At 71.7% G+C, this 16605-nt stretch carries 16 protein-coding genes; 1 reads left to right on the plus strand and 15 read right to left on the minus strand.

The features are described from left to right. Positions 1-212 precede the first annotated feature (212 nt). The 8 genes from pyrF to pyrR all read right to left on the minus strand — a co-directional run bounded on the left by pyrF (position 213) and on the right by pyrR (position 10330). Entirely contained in the window at positions 213-1100 is an 888-nt protein-coding gene (pyrF, locus tag ACFY61_RS30560; protein WP_389477360.1) for an orotidine-5'-phosphate decarboxylase, read from the minus strand. Next, a complete protein-coding gene (locus tag ACFY61_RS30565) occupies positions 1097-2206 on the minus strand; it encodes a quinone-dependent dihydroorotate dehydrogenase (RefSeq protein WP_389477362.1) in 1110 nt (369 codons plus the stop codon). The genes pyrF and ACFY61_RS30565 overlap by 4 nt, the downstream gene beginning before the upstream one ends. A gap of 100 nt (positions 2207-2306) precedes the next feature. Continuing rightward, complete coding sequence (carB, locus tag ACFY61_RS30570; protein WP_389477364.1) at positions 2307-5615, minus strand: carbamoyl-phosphate synthase large subunit; 3309 nt, start codon at positions 5613-5615, stop codon at positions 2307-2309. Then, positions 5608-6750 (minus strand): glutamine-hydrolyzing carbamoyl-phosphate synthase small subunit, encoded by a 1143-nt coding sequence (carA, locus tag ACFY61_RS30575; RefSeq protein ID WP_389477366.1) that lies wholly within the window; start codon positions 6748-6750, stop codon positions 5608-5610. The genes carB and carA overlap by 8 nt, the downstream gene beginning before the upstream one ends. Further along, the gene (locus ACFY61_RS30580; protein WP_389477368.1) at positions 6747-7343 is read right to left on the minus strand and encodes a hypothetical protein; all 597 of its coding nucleotides are present in this window, start codon (positions 7341-7343) and stop codon (positions 6747-6749) included. Before ACFY61_RS30580 ends, carA begins: the two co-directional genes overlap by 4 nt. Beyond that, entirely contained in the window at positions 7340-8626 is a 1287-nt protein-coding gene (locus ACFY61_RS30585; RefSeq protein WP_389477370.1) for a dihydroorotase, read from the minus strand. The genes ACFY61_RS30580 and ACFY61_RS30585 overlap by 4 nt, the downstream gene beginning before the upstream one ends. Positions 8627-8628: 2 nt before the next feature. After that, entirely contained in the window at positions 8629-9624 is a 996-nt protein-coding gene (locus ACFY61_RS30590; RefSeq protein WP_389477372.1) for an aspartate carbamoyltransferase catalytic subunit, read from the minus strand. A gap of 121 nt (positions 9625-9745) precedes the next feature. Then, positions 9746-10330 (minus strand): bifunctional pyr operon transcriptional regulator/uracil phosphoribosyltransferase PyrR, encoded by a 585-nt coding sequence (gene pyrR, locus ACFY61_RS30595; protein ID WP_389477374.1) that lies wholly within the window; start codon positions 10328-10330, stop codon positions 9746-9748. A gap of 255 nt (positions 10331-10585) precedes the next feature. On the opposite strand from pyrR, the gene bldD reads away from it, so the two are divergent. Then, positions 10586-11086 carry a transcriptional regulator BldD gene (bldD, locus tag ACFY61_RS30600; RefSeq protein ID WP_389477376.1) on the plus strand — a complete coding sequence of 167 codons (501 nt, stop codon included), beginning with the start codon at positions 10586-10588 and terminating at the stop codon, positions 11084-11086. Between the two features lie 139 nt (positions 11087-11225). On the opposite strand, the gene nusB is transcribed toward bldD, so the two are convergent. The 7 genes from nusB to ACFY61_RS30635 form a co-directional block, all read right to left on the minus strand. Then, positions 11226-11660, minus strand: coding sequence for a transcription antitermination factor NusB (gene nusB / locus ACFY61_RS30605; protein ID WP_389477378.1), 435 nt, complete (start codon positions 11658-11660; stop codon positions 11226-11228). A gap of 2 nt (positions 11661-11662) precedes the next feature. Next, the gene (efp, locus tag ACFY61_RS30610; RefSeq protein WP_389477380.1) at positions 11663-12229 is read right to left on the minus strand and encodes an elongation factor P; all 567 of its coding nucleotides are present in this window, start codon (positions 12227-12229) and stop codon (positions 11663-11665) included. 50 nt (positions 12230-12279) lie between these two features. Next, entirely contained in the window at positions 12280-13392 is a 1113-nt protein-coding gene (locus ACFY61_RS30615; protein ID WP_389477382.1) for an aminopeptidase P family protein, read from the minus strand. Between the two features lie 294 nt (positions 13393-13686). Beyond that, entirely contained in the window at positions 13687-14406 is a 720-nt protein-coding gene (locus ACFY61_RS30620; RefSeq protein ID WP_389477384.1) for an AAA family ATPase, read from the minus strand. Positions 14407-14471: 65 nt separating this feature from the next. Then, positions 14472-14924 (minus strand): type II 3-dehydroquinate dehydratase, encoded by a 453-nt coding sequence (aroQ, locus tag ACFY61_RS30625; RefSeq protein WP_389477386.1) that lies wholly within the window; start codon positions 14922-14924, stop codon positions 14472-14474. After that, complete coding sequence (gene aroB, locus ACFY61_RS30630) at positions 14921-16030, minus strand: 3-dehydroquinate synthase (protein ID WP_389477389.1); 1110 nt, start codon at positions 16028-16030, stop codon at positions 14921-14923. The genes aroQ and aroB overlap by 4 nt, the downstream gene beginning before the upstream one ends. Then, a complete protein-coding gene (locus ACFY61_RS30635) occupies positions 16027-16551 on the minus strand; it encodes a shikimate kinase (protein WP_389477392.1) in 525 nt (174 codons plus the stop codon). The genes aroB and ACFY61_RS30635 overlap by 4 nt, the downstream gene beginning before the upstream one ends. Positions 16552-16605: the final 54 nt, after the last annotated feature.

Genomic DNA, 16605 nt, shown 5'->3' on the forward strand with positions numbered 1-16605 from the left:
TACGTCACCTCGGATGTCGAACTGTCGGATACGGACCGAGCTCACGAACGACCTTGCGCTCGTTCGCTCTGGTCGGAGACTAGCGGCCAAGACCGCTCCAGTCAGCGAGAACGGACGAAAAGTCCTGGTCAGCCTCCACTGAAACAGACATCAGGGACAAAATACCTCGGTTTTGTCCGGCGACCGACCAGCGATTTCGTCAAAACTCCCGGCTAGCCCTCCACCGCCTCGCGGATTTCGGCGGCGAACGCGGCCGCCGAGGCGCGCAGCGCGGCGACGTCCGGGCCGTGCTTCAGGACGCCCCGCGAGACGTTCGGGACCACGTTGCGGACGGCGGCGCCGAACACCGCCGGGAGGTCCGCGGCGGTCGCGCCCTGGGCACCGATGCCGGGGGCGAGCAGCGGCCCGTTGATGTCGAGGTCGAACGAGGACAGGTCGCCCAGGGTCGCGCCGACCACCGCGCCGAAGGAGCCCAGGGGCGCGGCGCCCTCGTTCTCCGCGGCGAGGTGGGCGAGCATGGTCGCCCCGATGGTCCGCCCGTCCTCGCGGACGGCCCGCTGCACCTCGGCCCCCTCCGGGTTGGAGGTGAGCGCCAGGACGAACAGGCCGGCGCCGGACTCCCGGGCCAGGTCGACGGCGGGCTTCAGCGAGCCGTAGCCCAGGTACGGGGAGACCGTGAGCGCGTCCGAGAACAGCGGCGAGTCCTTGCGCAGGAAGGTCTCCGCGTACGCGGCCATGGTGGAGCCGATGTCGCCGCGCTTGGCGTCCATGACCACCAGGGTGCCCGCGGCACGGGCGTCGGCGACGGTGCGCTCCAGGACGGCGATGCCCTTGGAACCGAACCGCTCGAAGAAGGCGGCCTGCGGCTTGAAGACGGCGACCGAGTCGGCCAGGGCCTCGACGACGGTGCGGGAGAACCGCTCCAGGCCGTCGACGTCGTCGTCCAGGCCCCAGGAGGACAGCAGGGCGGCGTGCGGGTCGATGCCGACGCAGAGCGGGCCGCGCGCGTCCATGGCCTCGCGCAGGCGGGTACCGAACGGCAGGGGCCGCCCGGAGGGCGTCGGTGCGGGGTGGCGGTCGGGCGACGGGAGGGAGGTCACAGGGAAGCCTTCCGGGTCTCGGCGCCGACGGCCTCGGCGAGGGTGGCGTACGGGCTGGCGGCCAGGCGGGCGGCCAGGCCCTTGTGGATGGCGCGGGCGTAGCAGGGGCCCTCGTAGATGAAGGCGCTGTAGCCCTGGACCAGGGTGGCGCCGGCCAGGATGCGCTGCCAGGCGTCCTCCGCGTTCTCGATGCCGCCGACGCCCACCAGGACGATCCGGTCGCCCACGCGGGCGTACAGGCGGCGCAGGACCTCCAGGGAGCGCTCCTTGACGGGGGCGCCGGACAGGCCGCCGGTCTCCTTGACCAGGGCCGGGTCGGACTTCAGTCCGAGGCCCTCGCGGGCGATGGTGGTGTTGGTGGCGATGATGCCGTCCAGGCCCAGCTCCAGGGCGAGGTCGGCGACCGCGTCGACGTCCTCGTCGGCCAGGTCGGGGGCGATCTTGACCAGGAGCGGGACCCGGCGGTCGGTGACGGTCCGGTCGGCGGCCTCGCGCACGGCGGTCAGCAGCGGCCGCAGGGACTCGGTGGCCTGGAGGTTGCGCAGGCCGGGGGTGTTGGGCGAGGAGACGTTGACGACCAGGTAGTCGGCGTGGCGGGCGAGCCGCTCGGTGGAGAGCACGTAGTCGGCGGCGGCCTCGGCCTCGGGGACGACCTTGGTCTTGCCGATGTTGACGCCGACGACCGTGCGGAAGACCGGGTTGCGGGCGGCCAGGCGGGCCGCCACGGCCTCGGAGCCCTCGTTGTTGAAGCCCATGCGGTTGATCAGGGCACGGTCCGGGACGAGGCGGAAGAGCCGCTTCCTGGGGTTGCCGGGCTGTGCCTGGCCGGTGACCGTGCCGATCTCGACGTGGTCGAAGCCGAGCATGGACATGCCGTCGATGGCGACGGCGTTCTTGTCGAAGCCGGCGGCCAGGCCGAAGGGGCCGTGGAAGCGCAGGCCCAGGGCCTCCGTGCGGAGTTCCTTGTGGCGGGGGGCGAGGTAGGCGGCCACGAAGGTGCGCAGCACCGGAGTGGCGGCGGCCAGGCGGATCCACCGGAAGGCCGTGTAGTGGGCCCGCTCGGGGTCCATCCGCTTGAACACCAGGTTGAAGAAGAGCTTGTACATCGTCCGTATGGTCCCTTTGATCCCTTGTGCGCTCGGAATGACCTCACGAAAGGGGGGACACCGGTCGCCGTTCGCCGGTGCCCCCCTCTCGTACGGGCTGCTAGTCGCGGGCCGCGGTCAGGTGCTCCGCGTGCTCCTGGAGCGAGCGGACGCCCACGTCGCCTCGGTTGAGCGCGTCGATGCCCTGGACGGCGGCGGCCAGCGCCTGGACCGTGGTCAGGCACGGGACGCTGCGCGCCACCGCGGCCGTACGGATCTCGTAGCCGTCGAGGCGGCCGCCGGTGCCGTACGGGGTGTTGACGATCAGGTCGACCTGGCCGTCGTGGATCAGCTGGACGATGGTCTTCTCGCCGTCCGGGCCCTCGCCCTCGCTGAGCTTGCGGACCACGGTGACGTTGATGCCGTTGCGGCGCAGCACCTCGGCGGTGCCGGAGGTGGCGAGCAGCTCGAAGCCGTGGGCGACGAGCTCGCGCGCCGGGAAGATCATCGAGCGCTTGTCGCGGTTGGCGACGGAGATGAACGCCCGGCCCTTGGTCGGCAGCGGGCCGTAGGCGCCGGCCTGCGACTTGGCGTACGCCGTACCGAAGACGGCGTCGATGCCCATGACCTCGCCGGTGGAGCGCATCTCCGGGCCGAGGACGGTGTCCACGCCGCGGCCGTGGATGTCACGGAACCGCGACCACGGCATGACGGCCTCCTTGACGGAGATCGGCGCGTCGATCGGCAGGGTGCCGCCGTCGCCGGTCTTCGGGAGCAGGCCCTCCTCGCGCAGCTCGGCGATGGTCGCGCCGAGCGAGATGCGGGCGGCGGCCTTGGCCAGCGGCACGGCGGTCGCCTTGGAGGTGAAGGGGACGGTCCGGGAGGCGCGCGGGTTGGCCTCCAGGACGTAGAGGATGTCACCGGCCATGGCGAACTGGATGTTGATCAGTCCGCGGACGCCGACGCCCTTGGCGATGGCCTCGGTGGAGGCGCGCAGCCGCTTGATGTCGAAGCCGCCGAGGGTGATCGGGGGCAGGGCGCAGGCCGAGTCGCCGGAGTGGATACCGGCCTCCTCGATGTGCTCCATGACGCCGCCGAGGTAGAGCTCGTTGCCGTCGTAGAGGGCGTCGACGTCGATCTCGATCGCGTCGTCGAGGAAGCGGTCGACCAGGACCGGGCGGGTCGGGGAGATCTCGGTGGACTCGGCGATGTACGCCTCCAGGCGCGCCTCGTCGTAGACGATCTCCATGCCGCGGCCGCCGAGCACGTAGGACGGGCGGACGAGGACCGGGTAGCCGATCTCGTCGGCGATCGCCTTGGCGCCCGCGAAGGTGGTGGCGGTGCCGTGCTTGGGCGCGGGCAGGCCCGCCTCCAGCAGGACCCGGCCGAAGGCGCCGCGGTCCTCGGCGGCGTGGATGGCCTCCGGGGAGGTGCCGACGACGGGCACGCCGTTGTCCTTGAGGGCCTGCGCGAGGCCCAGCGGGGTCTGGCCGCCGAGCTGGACGACCACACCGGCGATGGGGCCGGCCAGGGACTCGGCGTGCACGATCTCCAGCACGTCTTCGAGGGTCAGGGGCTCGAAGTACAGGCGGTCGGAGGTGTCGTAGTCGGTGGAGACGGTCTCCGGGTTGCAGTTGACCATCACGGTCTCGTAGCCGGCGTCGCTCAGGGCGAAGGAGGCGTGGACGCAGGAGTAGTCGAACTCGATGCCCTGGCCGATGCGGTTCGGGCCGGACCCCAGGATGATCACGGCGGGCCGCTCGCGCGGGGCGACCTCGGTCTCCTCGTCGTAGGACGAGTAGAAGTACGGGGTCTTCGCGGCGAACTCGGCGGCGCAGGTGTCGACCGTCTTGTAGACCGGGCGGACGCCGAGGGCGTGCCGGACCTCGCGGACGACGTCCTCGCGCAGACCGCGGATCTCGGCGATCTGGGCGTCGGAGAAGCCGTGCCGCTTGGCCTCGGCGAGCAGTTCGGGCTCGAGGCGCTCGGCGGCGCCCAGCTCGTCGGCGATCTCCTTGATCAGGAAGAGCTGGTCGACGAACCACGGGTCGATCTTGGTGGCCTCGAACACCTCCTCCTGGGTGGCGCCGGCCCGGATGGCCTGCATGACGGTGTTGATGCGGCCGTCGGTCGGGCGTACGGCCGTGCGCAGCAGCTCTTCCTTGTCGCCCGGGTCGCCGGTGAACGCGAACTGGCTGCCCTTCTTCTCCAGGGAGCGCAGGGCCTTCTGCAGGGCCTCGGTGAAGTTGCGGCCGATGGCCATCGCCTCGCCCACCGACTTCATGGTGGTGGTGAGGGTGGCGTCGGCGGCCGGGAACTTCTCGAAGGCGAAGCGCGGGGCCTTGACGACGACGTAGTCGAGGGTCGGCTCGAAGGAGGCCGGGGTCTTCTCGGTGATGTCGTTGGGGATCTCGTCCAGCGTGTAGCCGACGGCCAGCTTCGCGGCGATCTTGGCGATCGGGAAGCCGGTGGCCTTGGAGGCGAGCGCCGAGGAACGCGAGACGCGCGGGTTCATCTCGATGACGATGATCCGGCCGTCGTCCGGGTTCACCGCGAACTGGATGTTGCAGCCGCCGGTGTCGACGCCGACCTCGCGGATGATCGCGATGCCGATGTCGCGCAGGCGCTGGTACTCGCGGTCGGTGAGGGTCATCGCCGGGGCGACGGTGATCGAGTCACCGGTGTGGACGCCCATCGGGTCGAAGTTCTCGATGGAGCAGACGACCACGACGTTGTCGGCCTTGTCGCGCATCAGCTCCAGCTCGTACTCCTTCCAGCCGAGGATGGACTCCTCCAGGAGCACCTCGGTGGTCGGGGAGAGCGTCAGGCCCTGGCCGGCGATGCGGCGCAGCTCCTCCTCGTCGTGGGCGAAGCCGGAGCCGGCGCCGCCCATGGTGAAGGAGGGGCGGACGACGACGGGGTAGCCGCCGAGGGTCTCGACGCCCTTGATGACGTCGTCCATGGAGTGGCAGATGACCGAGCGGGCGGACTCGCCGTGGCCGATCTTCCGGCGGACCTCCTCGACGACCTCCTTGAAGAGGTCGCGGTCCTCGCCCTTGTTGATCGCCTCGACGTTCGCGCCGATCAGCTCGACGTTGTACTTCTCCAGCACGCCCTGCTCGTGCATGGAGATGGCGGTGTTCAGGGCGGTCTGGCCGCCGAGGGTGGGCAGGAGCGCGTCGGGGCGCTCCTTGGCGATGATCTTCTCGACGAACTCGGGGGTGATCGGCTCGACGTAGGTGGCGTCGGCGATCTCCGGGTCGGTCATGATCGTCGCCGGGTTGGAGTTCACCAGGATGACCCGCAGGCCCTCGGCCTTGAGGATGCGGCAGGCCTGGGTGCCGGAGTAGTCGAACTCGGCGGCCTGGCCGATGACGATCGGGCCGGAGCCGATGACCAGGACGGACTGGATATCGGTGCGCTTAGGCACGCTCGGCCTCCATCAGAGAAACGAAGCGGTCGAAGAGGTACGCGGCGTCGTGCGGGCCCGCGGCCGCCTCGGGGTGGTACTGGACGCTGAAGGCCGGCTGGTCGAGCAGCTGGAGGCCCTCCACCACGTTGTCGTTGAGGCAGACGTGGGAGACCTCGGCGCGGCCGTAGGGGGTGTCGGAGACCTTGTCGAGGGGCGCGTCGACGGCGAAGCCGTGGTTGTGCGCGGTGACCTCGACCTTGCCGGTGGTGCGGTCCTGGACCGGCTGGTTGATCCCGCGGTGGCCGTACTTCAGCTTGTAGGTGCCGAAGCCGAGGGCGCGGCCGAGGATCTGGTTGCCGAAGCAGATGCCGAAGAGCGGGGTCTTCCGCTCCAGCACGCCCTGCATCACGGAGACGGCGTGGTCGGCGGTGGCCGGGTCGCCCGGGCCGTTGGAGAAGAACACGCCGTCGGGTCCGACCGCGTAGATGTCCTCGGCGGTGGCGGTGGCCGGCAGGACGTGGACCTCGATGCCGCGCTCGGCCATCCGGTGCGGGGTCATGCCCTTGATGCCGAGGTCGACCGCGGCGACCGTGAAGCGCTTCTCGCCGATCGCGGGGACCACGTAGGTCTCCTTGGTGGCGACCTCGGCGGAGAGGTTGGCGCCCTTCATCTGCGGGGCCTGCTGGACGCGGGCGAGCAGGGCGGCGTCGTCGGCGACGGCGTCGCCGGAGAAGATGCCGACCCGCATGGCGCCGCGCTCGCGCAGGTGGCGGGTGAGGGCCCGGGTGTCGATGCCGGAGATGCCGACGACGCCCTGCGCGGCGAGCTCCTCGTCCAGGGTGCGGCGGGAGCGCCAGTTGGACGGGACGCGGGCGGGGTCGCGGACCACGTAGCCGCTCACCCAGATGCGGGAGGACTCGGGGTCCTCGTCGTTGACGCCCGTGTTGCCGACGTGCGGGGCGGTCATCACCACGACCTGCCGGTGGTACGACGGGTCGGTGAGGGTCTCCTGGTAGCCGGTCATGCCGGTGGAGAACACGGCCTCGCCGAAGGTCTCCCCCACGGCACCGTAGGCGCGGCCGCGGAAGACGCGCCCGTCCTCCAGGACGAGTACGGCGGGAGCTTTCGCGGCTCCCCTGGTGGAGGTCGTCATCGTTCGGCGCCTTCCGTCGTGGTGGTGATGGATTGGTTCATTGAGTTGATCGCCTCGACCCAGGCGCCGTGTTCGGCGGCGCGGTCGGAGCGGAATCCGGAGTCGATCAGCTTGTCGCCGTGCGCCCAGGTGACGACGAGCAGACCGCCCTCGGTGAGTACCTTGCCCGCGATTCCCTTGTCGAGGCGGGCGCCGCGCAGCTGAGCGGCCGGTACGAAGAAGTCGGTTGCCCCCGGACGGACCACGTCGAGGCCCGCGTCGGTGAGCGTCAGCTCGACCCGGCTGCGTACGCCCAGACCGTGGGCGACGATCCGGTCGAGCCACTGCCCGGCGGTGGTGGAGCCGTGGTAGCGGCCGGTGAGGGCCAGCCGGTGCTCCGGGAGTCCGCCGGGGGCGGCGGGCAGCTCCGGCAGGTCGTTCTGCAGGGCGCCGCGCCACTTCCAGCCCTGCCGCATCAGCCAGTACACGAAGGCGATGAAGACGAGCAGACCGATGACCCACGCCGTGCGGGCGCCCCAGTCCGTCACCTCCGCCGACCGTCGTTCGGCGGCTTCTGCGGCCTCTGCGGCCAGATGGATTACTGCAGGTGTCACGCCAGCTTCCCGTCCACGACCGTTGCCCGGCCCCGCAGGAAGGTGTGGGTGACGCGTCCCGGCAGCTCGCGGCCCTCGTAGGGCGTGTTGCGGCTGCGGGAGGCGAAGACTGCGGGGTCCACCACACCACGGTACGAGGTATCGACCAGCGTGAGGTTGGCGGGTTCACCTGCCGAGACGGGACGTCCGTGGTTCGGCAGGGATCCGATGCGCGCCGGGGCGAAGGACATGCGCTCGGCGACGCCCGCCCAGTCGAGCAGTCCGGTCTCCACCATGGTCTGCTGGACCACCGAGAGGGCGGTCTCCAGGCCGACCATGCCCATGGCGGCGGCGGCCCACTCGCAGTCCTTGTCCTCGTGCGGGTGCGGGGCGTGATCGGTGGCGACGATGTCGATCGTGCCGTCGGCGAGGGCCTCGCGCAGGGCCAGCACGTCGCGCTCGGTGCGCAGCGGCGGGTTGACCTTGTAGACGGGGTCGTACGAGCGGACCAGCTCGTCGGTGAGGAGCAGGTGGTGCGGGGTGACCTCGGCGGTCACGTCGATGCCGCGGGACTTGGCCCAGCGGACGATCTCGACGGAGCCGGCGGTGGAGAGGTGGCAGATGTGCACGCGGGAGCCGACGTGCTCGGCGAGCAGCACGTCGCGGGCGATGATCGACTCCTCGGCGACGGCCGGCCAGCCGCCGAGTCCGAGCTCGGCGGAGACGGTGCCCTCGTTCATCTGGGCGCCCTCGGTGAGGCGGGGCTCCTGGGCGTGCTGGGCGACCACGCCGCCGAAGGCCTTCACGTACTCCAGGGCGCGGCGCATGATCACGGCGTCGTCCACGCACTTGCCGTCGTCGGAGAAGACGGTGACCTTGGCGGCGGACTCGTGCATGGCGCCGAGCTCGGAGAGCTTCTTGCCTTCGAGGCCGACGGTGACGGCGCCGATGGGCTGCACGTCGCAGTAGCCGGACTCCTTGCCGAGGCGGTAGACCTGCTCGACCACGCCGGCGGTGTCGGCGACCGGGAAGGTGTTCGCCATGGCGAAGACGGCGGTGTAGCCGCCGGCCGCGGCCGCGCGGGTGCCGGTGAGGACGGTCTCGGAGTCCTCGCGGCCGGGCTCGCGGAGGTGGGTGTGCAGGTCGACGAGGCCCGGGAGGAGGACCTGGCCGGCCGCCTCGACGACGGTGGCGCCCTCGGCGGAGAGGTTCTCCCCCACCTCGGCGATGGTCTCGCCGTCGATCAGGACGTCCTGCGGGTCGCCGCCCAGCACCTTCGCGCCACGGATCAGGATCTTGTTCATGGTCACTTGCTCTCCTCGACGCGGGTGGCGGCGGAACTGGTGGTGGTGACGGCGGGCTCGGAGCCGCCCAGCAGCAGGTAGAGGACGGCCATCCGGATGGACACGCCGTTGGCGACCTGCTCGACGACCGTGCAGCGGTCGGAGTCGGCGACCTCGGCGGTGATCTCCATGCCGCGGACCATCGGGCCGGGGTGCATCACGATGGCGTGCTCGGGCATCTTCGCCATGCGTTCGGCGTCCAGGCCGTACCGGCGGGAGTACTCGCGCTCGGTGGGGAAGAAGGCGGCGTTCATCCGCTCGCGCTGCACCCGGAGCATCATCACGGCGTCGGACTTCGGCAGCACCTCGTCCAGGCTGTACGAGACCTCGCAGGGCCACGTCCCGACGCCGACGGGGACCAGGGTGGGCGGGGCCACCAGGGTGACCTCGGCTCCGAGCGTGTGCAGCAGGTCGACGTTGGAGCGGGCCACCCGGCTGTGCAGGACGTCACCGACGAGGGTGATGCGGCGGCCGTCGAGGCCCTTGCCGAGGCCGGCGTCCCGGCCGACCAGGCGGCGGCGCATGGTGAAGGCGTCCAGCAGGGCCTGGGTGGGGTGCTGGTGGGTGCCGTCGCCGGCGTTGATGACGGGGGCGTCGATCCAGCCGGAGTTCGCGAGCCGGTAGGGGGCTCCGGAGGCGCTGTGCCGGATGACCACGGCGTCCACGCCCATGGCTTCCAGGGTCTGCGCGGTGTCCTTGAGGGACTCGCCCTTGGAGACCGAGGAGCCCTTGGCGGCGAAGTTGATGACGTCGGCGGACAGCCGCTTCTCGGCGGCCTCGAAGGAGATCCGGGTGCGGGTGGAGTCCTCGAAGAAGAGATTGCAGATCGTGCGGCCGCGCAGGGTGGGCAGCTTCTTGATCGGCCGGTCCGCGACCCGGGCCATCTCCTCGGCGGTGTCGAGGATCAGGACGGCGTCGTCGCGCGTGAGATCGGCGGCCGAGATGAGATGGCGCTTCATCTGGGTGCTCCGTAAGGGTGGAGGTTCGGCGTTCGGCTGGACTGCGGCGGGCATGGGGGCACGCCGCGGAGGCAGACCGCCGCTCCGGGTTCGCCGGGGCCGGGCCTGCCGCTCGTACGGGCTACTGCTGCCCGGCGGCCTCGGCGGTCCGCTGGCCGAGCAGGACGGCGTCCCGGCCGTCCTCCTCCTGGAGCTGGACCTTGACGGCCTCCCGCAGCGACGTGGGGAGGTTCTTGCCGACGTAGTCGGCACGGATCGGGAGCTCGCGGTGGCCCCGGTCGACGAGGACCGCGAGCTGCACGGCGCGCGGGCGGCCGAGGTCGCCGAGGGCGTCCAGGGCGGCGCGGATGGTGCGGCCGGAGAAGAGCACGTCGTCGACGAGGACCACGAGCCGGCCGTCGATGTCGTCACCGGGGATCTCGGTGCGACCGATCGCGCGGGCGGGCTTCATCCGCAGGTCGTCGCGGTACATGGTGATGTCGAGGGAGCCGACCGGGATCTCCCGGCCCGTGATCTCGCGGAGCTTGGCGGCCAGCCGGCGGGCGAGGAACACACCGCGGGTGGGAATGCCGAGCAGGACCACGTCGTCGGCGCCCTTGGCGCGTTCGACGATCTCGTGGGCGATACGGGTCAGGACCCGTGCGATGTCCTGCGCCTCCAGAACGGGGCGCACCGCATCGGAGTGGTGCGTCTGTGCAGCGTCCATGAAAAGGACCTCCTTCTCCGCCTCACGGGACGGTTCTTAAAGGACGTCGTGTACGGATGTACGGGAGCAACGGTACCAGGGGCGGCCGGGCCGCCGCGCACCCGGGGCTCCGGAGGGTCCCCCCGAGGGGTTCCGTGGAACCCATTCGGCTTGACGCGGCCAAGTAACGCTGCGTAACCTCACAGTGAGTTACCAGCCGCGCGGCGGGGCCGCCCGGCTCGATGTCCTCACAGCGTCACAGCGTCCGGGAGCGTTATGTCCAGCGAATACGCCAAACAGCTCGGGGCCAAGCTCCGCGCCATCCGCACCCAGCAGGGCCTCTCCCTCCACGGTGTCGAGGAGAAGTCCCAGGGCCGGTGGAAGGCCGTGGTGGTCGGTTCGTACGAGCGCGGGGACCGCGCCGTGACCGTCCAGCGCCTCGCCGAGCTCGCGGACTTCTACGGGGTGCCGGTGCAGGAGCTGCTTCCGGGCACGACCCCGGGCGGCGCGGCCGAGCCGCCGCCGAAGCTCCGTCTGGACCTGGAGCGCCTGGCCCACGTGCCCGCCGAGAAGGCCGGCCCGCTCCAGCGCTACGCGGCCACCATCCAGAGCCAGCGCGGCGACTACAACGGCAAGGTGCTGTCGATCCGCCAGGACGACCTGCGCACCCTGGCCGTCATCTACGACCAGTCCCCCTCGGTCCTCACCGAGCAGCTGATCAGCTGGGGCGTCCTGGACGCCGACGCGCGCCGTGCGGTGAGCCACGAGGACGCCTGAGTCCAGCAGAAACGTATAGGCGGTACACGGAAGGGCCCGCAGCGCGTTCGCGCCGCGGGCCCTTCCGCATGGCCGTGCCGGTCGTCCGGTCGCCCCGGTCCCCCGGTCCCCCAGTCCCCCGGTCTCCCGGTCCTCCCGGTCAGTCCTCGCGACGGAGGAGACTCGGCTTGAGGTCCTTGAAGCGGCCGAGAAGGCCGTTCACGAACGCCGGCGACTCGTCGGTGGAGAACTCCTTCGCGAGCTGCACGGCCTCGTCGATGGCAACGGCGTCCGGGGTCTCGTCGACCCAGATCAGCTCGAAGGCACCGAGCCGCACGATGTTCCGGTCCGCGACCGGCATCCGGTCGAGGTCCCAGTCCACGGCGTACGTGGCGATCAGATCATCGATCCGGTTCACCCGTTCGGCGTAACCCTCGACGAGGTTCATGGTGAACTCGCTGACGGGCGGCTGCCGGGTGTCGTTCCGCGAGTGGCGGATCCAGTCCGCGAGGACCTCCCGCACGGGCACCCCGCGCTGGTCGGCCTCGAACAGGATCTGGAAGGCGCGCTTGCGCGCGTTGCTCCGGGCAGCCACGGTTAGCTGTTCACCCGGCCGAGGTAGTCGCTGGTGCGGGTGTCGACCTTGACCTTCTCGCCGGTGGTGACGAAGAGCGGGACCTGGATCTCGTGGCCCGTCTCCAGGCGCGCCGGCTTGGTGCCGCCGGTGGAGCGGTCGCCCTGGACGCCCGGGTCGGTGTGCTCGATGGTCAGCTCGACGGCGGCCGGGAGCTCGACGTAGAGCACCTCGCCCTCGTGGCGGGCGACGGAGGCGACGAAGCCCTCGATCAGGAAGTTGGCGGCGTCGCCGACGACCTTGCGCTCGATGTGGAGCTGGTCGTAGGTCTCCATGTCCATGAAGACGAAGTACTCGCCGTCCATGTAGGAGAACTGCATGTCGCGGCGGTCGATGGTGGCCGTGTCGACCTTGATGCCGGCGTTGAAGGTCTTGTCGACGACCTTGCCGGACAGCACGTTCTTGAGCTTGGTGCGCACGAAGGCCGGGCCCTTGCCGGGCTTGACGTGCTGGAACTCGACGACGGACCAGAGCTGGCCGCCTTCGAGCTTGAGCACCATGCCGTTCTTGAGGTCGTTCGTGGAAGCCACGGTTGCGGAATCTCCTGCACTGGAAGACCCAGGGGGCGCGCACAGCTCGGCTAGAGCGCGAGCAGCTCCTTGGTCGTAATGGTGAGTAGCTCGGGACCGCCGTCCGCCTCGGGGCGCACGACGAGCGTGTCATCGATCCGGACACCACCCCGGCCCGGGAGGTGGACCCCCGGTTCGACGGTGACCGGCACGCAAGCGTCCAGTTTACCCATGGCCGTAGGTGCAAGCTGCGGGTCCTCGTCGATTTCGAGGCCGACACCGTGTCCGGTCCAGGGGGCCAGGGCCTCGCCGTGGCCCGCGGAGTCGAGCACGGACCGCGCGGCATGATCGACGTCACGGTACGCGGCACCGGGGACGAGGGCCTCCCGGCCGGCCCGCTGGGCCGCGAAGACCACGTCGTACAGCTCGATCTGCCAGTCGGCGGGAGTGGTGCCGATCACGAAGGTGCGGCCGATCTCGCAGCGGTAGCCGCGGTAGTTCGCGCCGAGGCAGACGGAGAGGAAGTCGCCCTCCTCCACCCGGCGGTCGGAGGGGCGGTGCCGGGACCGGCCGGAGTGCGGTCCGGTGCCGACGGAGGTGGGGAAGGCGGGCCCGTCCGCGCCGTGGTCGACGAGACGGCGCTCCAGCTCCAGCGCGAGGTGGCGCTCGGTCCGGCCGACCAGGATCGACTCCAGCAGCTCACCGAGGGCCTGGTCGGCGATCTCGGCGGCGATGCGCAGGCAGGCGATCTCGTCCTCGTCCTTGACCAGGCGCTGCTGCTCCACGGCCAGGCCGAGGTCGGCGATCCGCAGGCGGGGCGCGACCGAGCCGAGGGCCCGGTGCCGGGCCACGGTGAGGTGGTGTTCCTCGACGGCGAGGCAGTCCACGTGGGCGGCCGGGTCGGCCGCGAGGTCGGCGGCGGCGACGGCGGGGTCGCCGCCGGGGGTGGAGAGCACGCAGACGCGGAGGTGCTCGTCGAGGCGGCCCTCGTCGGGGTCGCCGGTGGGCGTGGCCGCGCAGAACAGGGCGTCCTCGGCGGGGCCGACGAGCAGCACCGCGTCGCGCGGGCAGGCCCCGGTGAGGTAGCGGACGTTGGCCGGCCGCGTGATCAGGGCCGCGCCGCTGCCGGCGGCGGCGCAGCGTTCGCGGAGCAGGGCGCGGCGGGCTGCGTACACGTCTGACATGGTTCGAGCGTATGAGCGTGCGGCGCCCTCGGCCCGTCGAGCGCGTCCGCCCGGGCCGCGGCCCGAAGCCCGGGCCGGTTTCCCGGCGCCGCCGGACCTCCCGCCGGGCGCAATGCCGCACAGCGGCATTCCAAGCCCGAGCGGCGATTGAGCGGGCCCGGCCAGGGCTACGCCCGAGCACACGGGGCGCCGCCCCGAACCCCGCGCCTCAAACGCCGACGAGGCTGAAAGCGCCGGGGCTCCGGCCGCGGCGTGGGGGTGCCGCCCGGGGGGCGAGGCGGCGGCGGGAGGGGGTCAGGACAGCGAGCGGGACAACGCTTCGTCGAGCGCGCGGGCCGTCTCCTCGACGTCCAGGTGCGAGTTGTCGATGATCGGCAGCCCGGACCCGTACCAGCCCGCCATCCGCCCGTGGATCCGGGCGACCTCCTCGTCGGAGAGCCGCCGGTTGCCGGACCGCGCCGCGTTCCGCTCCAGGACGATCTCCAGGCCGGGGAGGAGGACGACCGGCAGGAGCGCAGGCCCCACGTGCCGTTTCCAGCCGCCCAGCCCGATCACCGGCCGGTCGGGGAAGACCGCGTCGTCGAGGATGCAGGAGATCCCGTTGGCCAGGAAGTTCCGCGCGGCGAAGCCGCAGGTCCGGCGGGCCAGCCGGTACTGGGCCTCGGAGTGGTCGTTCCAGCCCGCCTGGGGGTCGGCGAAGCCCGCGCAGACCCATTCGCGCACGTCGTCGAGGCTGATGTGCGCGGTCGCCACCGGCCGCGTGCTGGCCCAGTGCCGGGCCACCGTCGTCTTGCCCGCGCCGGCCGGTCCGATCAGCAGGACCGCCAGGGTGGCCGCCCCGGTGCCCGTCGGTGCCGGGGCCGGGGCCGGCAGCGGGATGTGCCCGGTGGCCTCGGGAACCGGGGCCACCGGGCCGGCCGGCGGCGGCCAGCCCTGCGCGGGGGGTATCGGCGGCTGTGGGGGCTGCGCCGGGTGATGTCCCGGCGGGCCCCAGCCCCCCACTCCGTGCTGCATCCGCTGCCACTCCGTCCCGTTCAGGCGACCGGCGCGCTGCCGGCCATTGATGCGAGAACGTTATCTCAGGCGGAGACTTCCTCCGCCAGCGCGCGGAGCGCCAGCCGGTAGGACCCGAGTCCGAAGCCGGCCACCGTGCCCGTGGCCACCGCTGCGATGACCGAGGTGTGGCGGAACTCCTCCCGCGCGTACGGGTTGGAGATGTGCACCTCGATCAGCGGGGCGGTCCGCTGGGCCGCCGCGTCCCGCATGGCGTACGAGTAGTGCGTGAACGCGCCGGGGTTGATGACCACCGGGATGCGCCCGTCCGCGGCCTCGTGCAGCCAGCGCACCAGCTCGCCCTCGTCGTTGGTCTCGCGGACCTCCACCTCGAAGCCGAGCTCCGCGCCCAGCTTGGTGCAGGTGTCCACCAGCCCCGCGTACGAGGTGGAGCCGTACACGTCGGGCTCGCGGGAGCCCAGCCGGCCCAGGTTCGGACCGTTGAGCACCAGGACCCGGCGGGCGGCGTCCGCGGTCACGCGGACACCTCGCCGTACGCGGCGACCAGGTGGGCCGGGTCCGGGCCCTCCAGGACCGTCGGCTTGGCCAGGCCGTCCAGGACGATGAAGCGGAGCAGGTTGCCCCGGGACTTCTTGTCGACCTGCATGGTCTGGAGCAGGGCGGGCCACTGGTCGCCGCGGTAGGTCAGCGGCAGGCCGACGGAGGCGAGGATCGCCCGGTGCCGGTCGGCGGTGGCGTCGTCCAGCCGCCCGGCCAGCCGGCCGAGCTCGGCGGCGAAGACCATGCCGACGGACACGGCCGCGCCGTGCCGCCACTTGTAGCGCTCGTTCTTCTCGATGGCGTGGGCCAGGGTGTGGCCGTAGTTGAGGATCTCGCGGAGTCCGGACTCCTTGAGGTCGCTGGAGACCACGTCGGCCTTGACCTGGATCGAGCGGACGATCAGCTCGGCGGTGTGCGGTCCGGCCGGGGTGCGGGCGCCCTCCGGGTCGGCCTCGATCAGGTCGAGGATGACCGGGTCGGCGATGAACCCGGCCTTGATGATCTCGGCGAGACCCGAGACGTAGTCGTGCACCGGCAGCGAGTCCAGCGCGGCCAGGTCGCAGAGGACTCCGGCGGGCGGGTGGAAGGCGCCGACGAGGTTCTTGCCCTCGGCGGTGTTGATGCCGGTCTTGCCGCCGACGGCCGCGTCGACCATGGCGAGGACGGTGGTCGGGACGGCGATCCAGCGGACCCCGCGCAGCCAGGAGGCGGCGACGAAGCCGGCCAGGTCGGTGGTCGCGCCGCCGCCCACGCCGACGACGACGTCGGTACGGGTGAAGCCGGACTGGCCGAGCGCCTTCCAGCAGTAGGCGGCGACCTCCGCGGTCTTGGCCTCCTCGGCGTTGGGCACCTGGATGGCGACGGCCTCGTAGCCCTGGTCGGCCAGGTCGGCGCGGAGCGCCTCGCCGGTCTCGGCGAGCGCCTCGGGGTGGATGACGGCGACCCGCTGGGCCTTGGGGCCGATCAGGCCGCCGAGCTCACCGAGGAGCTGCCGGCCGACCAGTACGTCGTACGGATCGTGGCCGGCGCTGCCGCCGACGTGGATCGTGGTGACCTGGTCCTGGTCCCGGTCGTTGGCTGTCATGCGTCCTTCAGCTCCAGTGCGTCGAGGACCGCCTGGGCGACCTCTTCGGGGGTCCGGTCGTCGGTGGCAACGACGACGCGTGCGACTTCGGTGTACAGGTGGCGGCGGGCTTCCATCAGCTCGCGCCACTGACGGCGCGGGTTGACGGCGAGCAGTGGCCGGGCGGCGCCGAGGCCGACGCGGCGCACCGCTTCCTCGACGTCCATGGAGAGGTAGGCGACGGGCCGCCCGGTGAGCAGCCGCCTGGTGCCCTCGTCGAGGACGGCTCCGCCGCCGAGGGCGAGGACTCCGGTGTGCTCGGCGAGGGCGGTGGCGACCGCCTCCCGCTCCAGCTGCCGGAAGTAGGGCTCGCCCTCGTCGACGAAGAGGTCGGAGATCTCCCGGCCCTGGGCGGCGACGATGTCGGCGTCGGTGTCCCGGTAGGGGACGCCGAGCCGCTCGGCGAGCAGCGCCCCCACCGTGGACTTGCCGGAACCCATGGGTCCGACGAGGACGACGACCGGTCCGGGTGCGCCGGTCACCGGATGTGCAGGTGGTCGAGGTAGGACCGCACGTTGCGGCGGGTCTCGGCGACC

It is taken from the genome of Streptomyces sp. NPDC012888 (assembly GCF_042900645.1).
GTDB lineage: Bacteria > Actinomycetota > Actinomycetes > Streptomycetales > Streptomycetaceae > Streptomyces.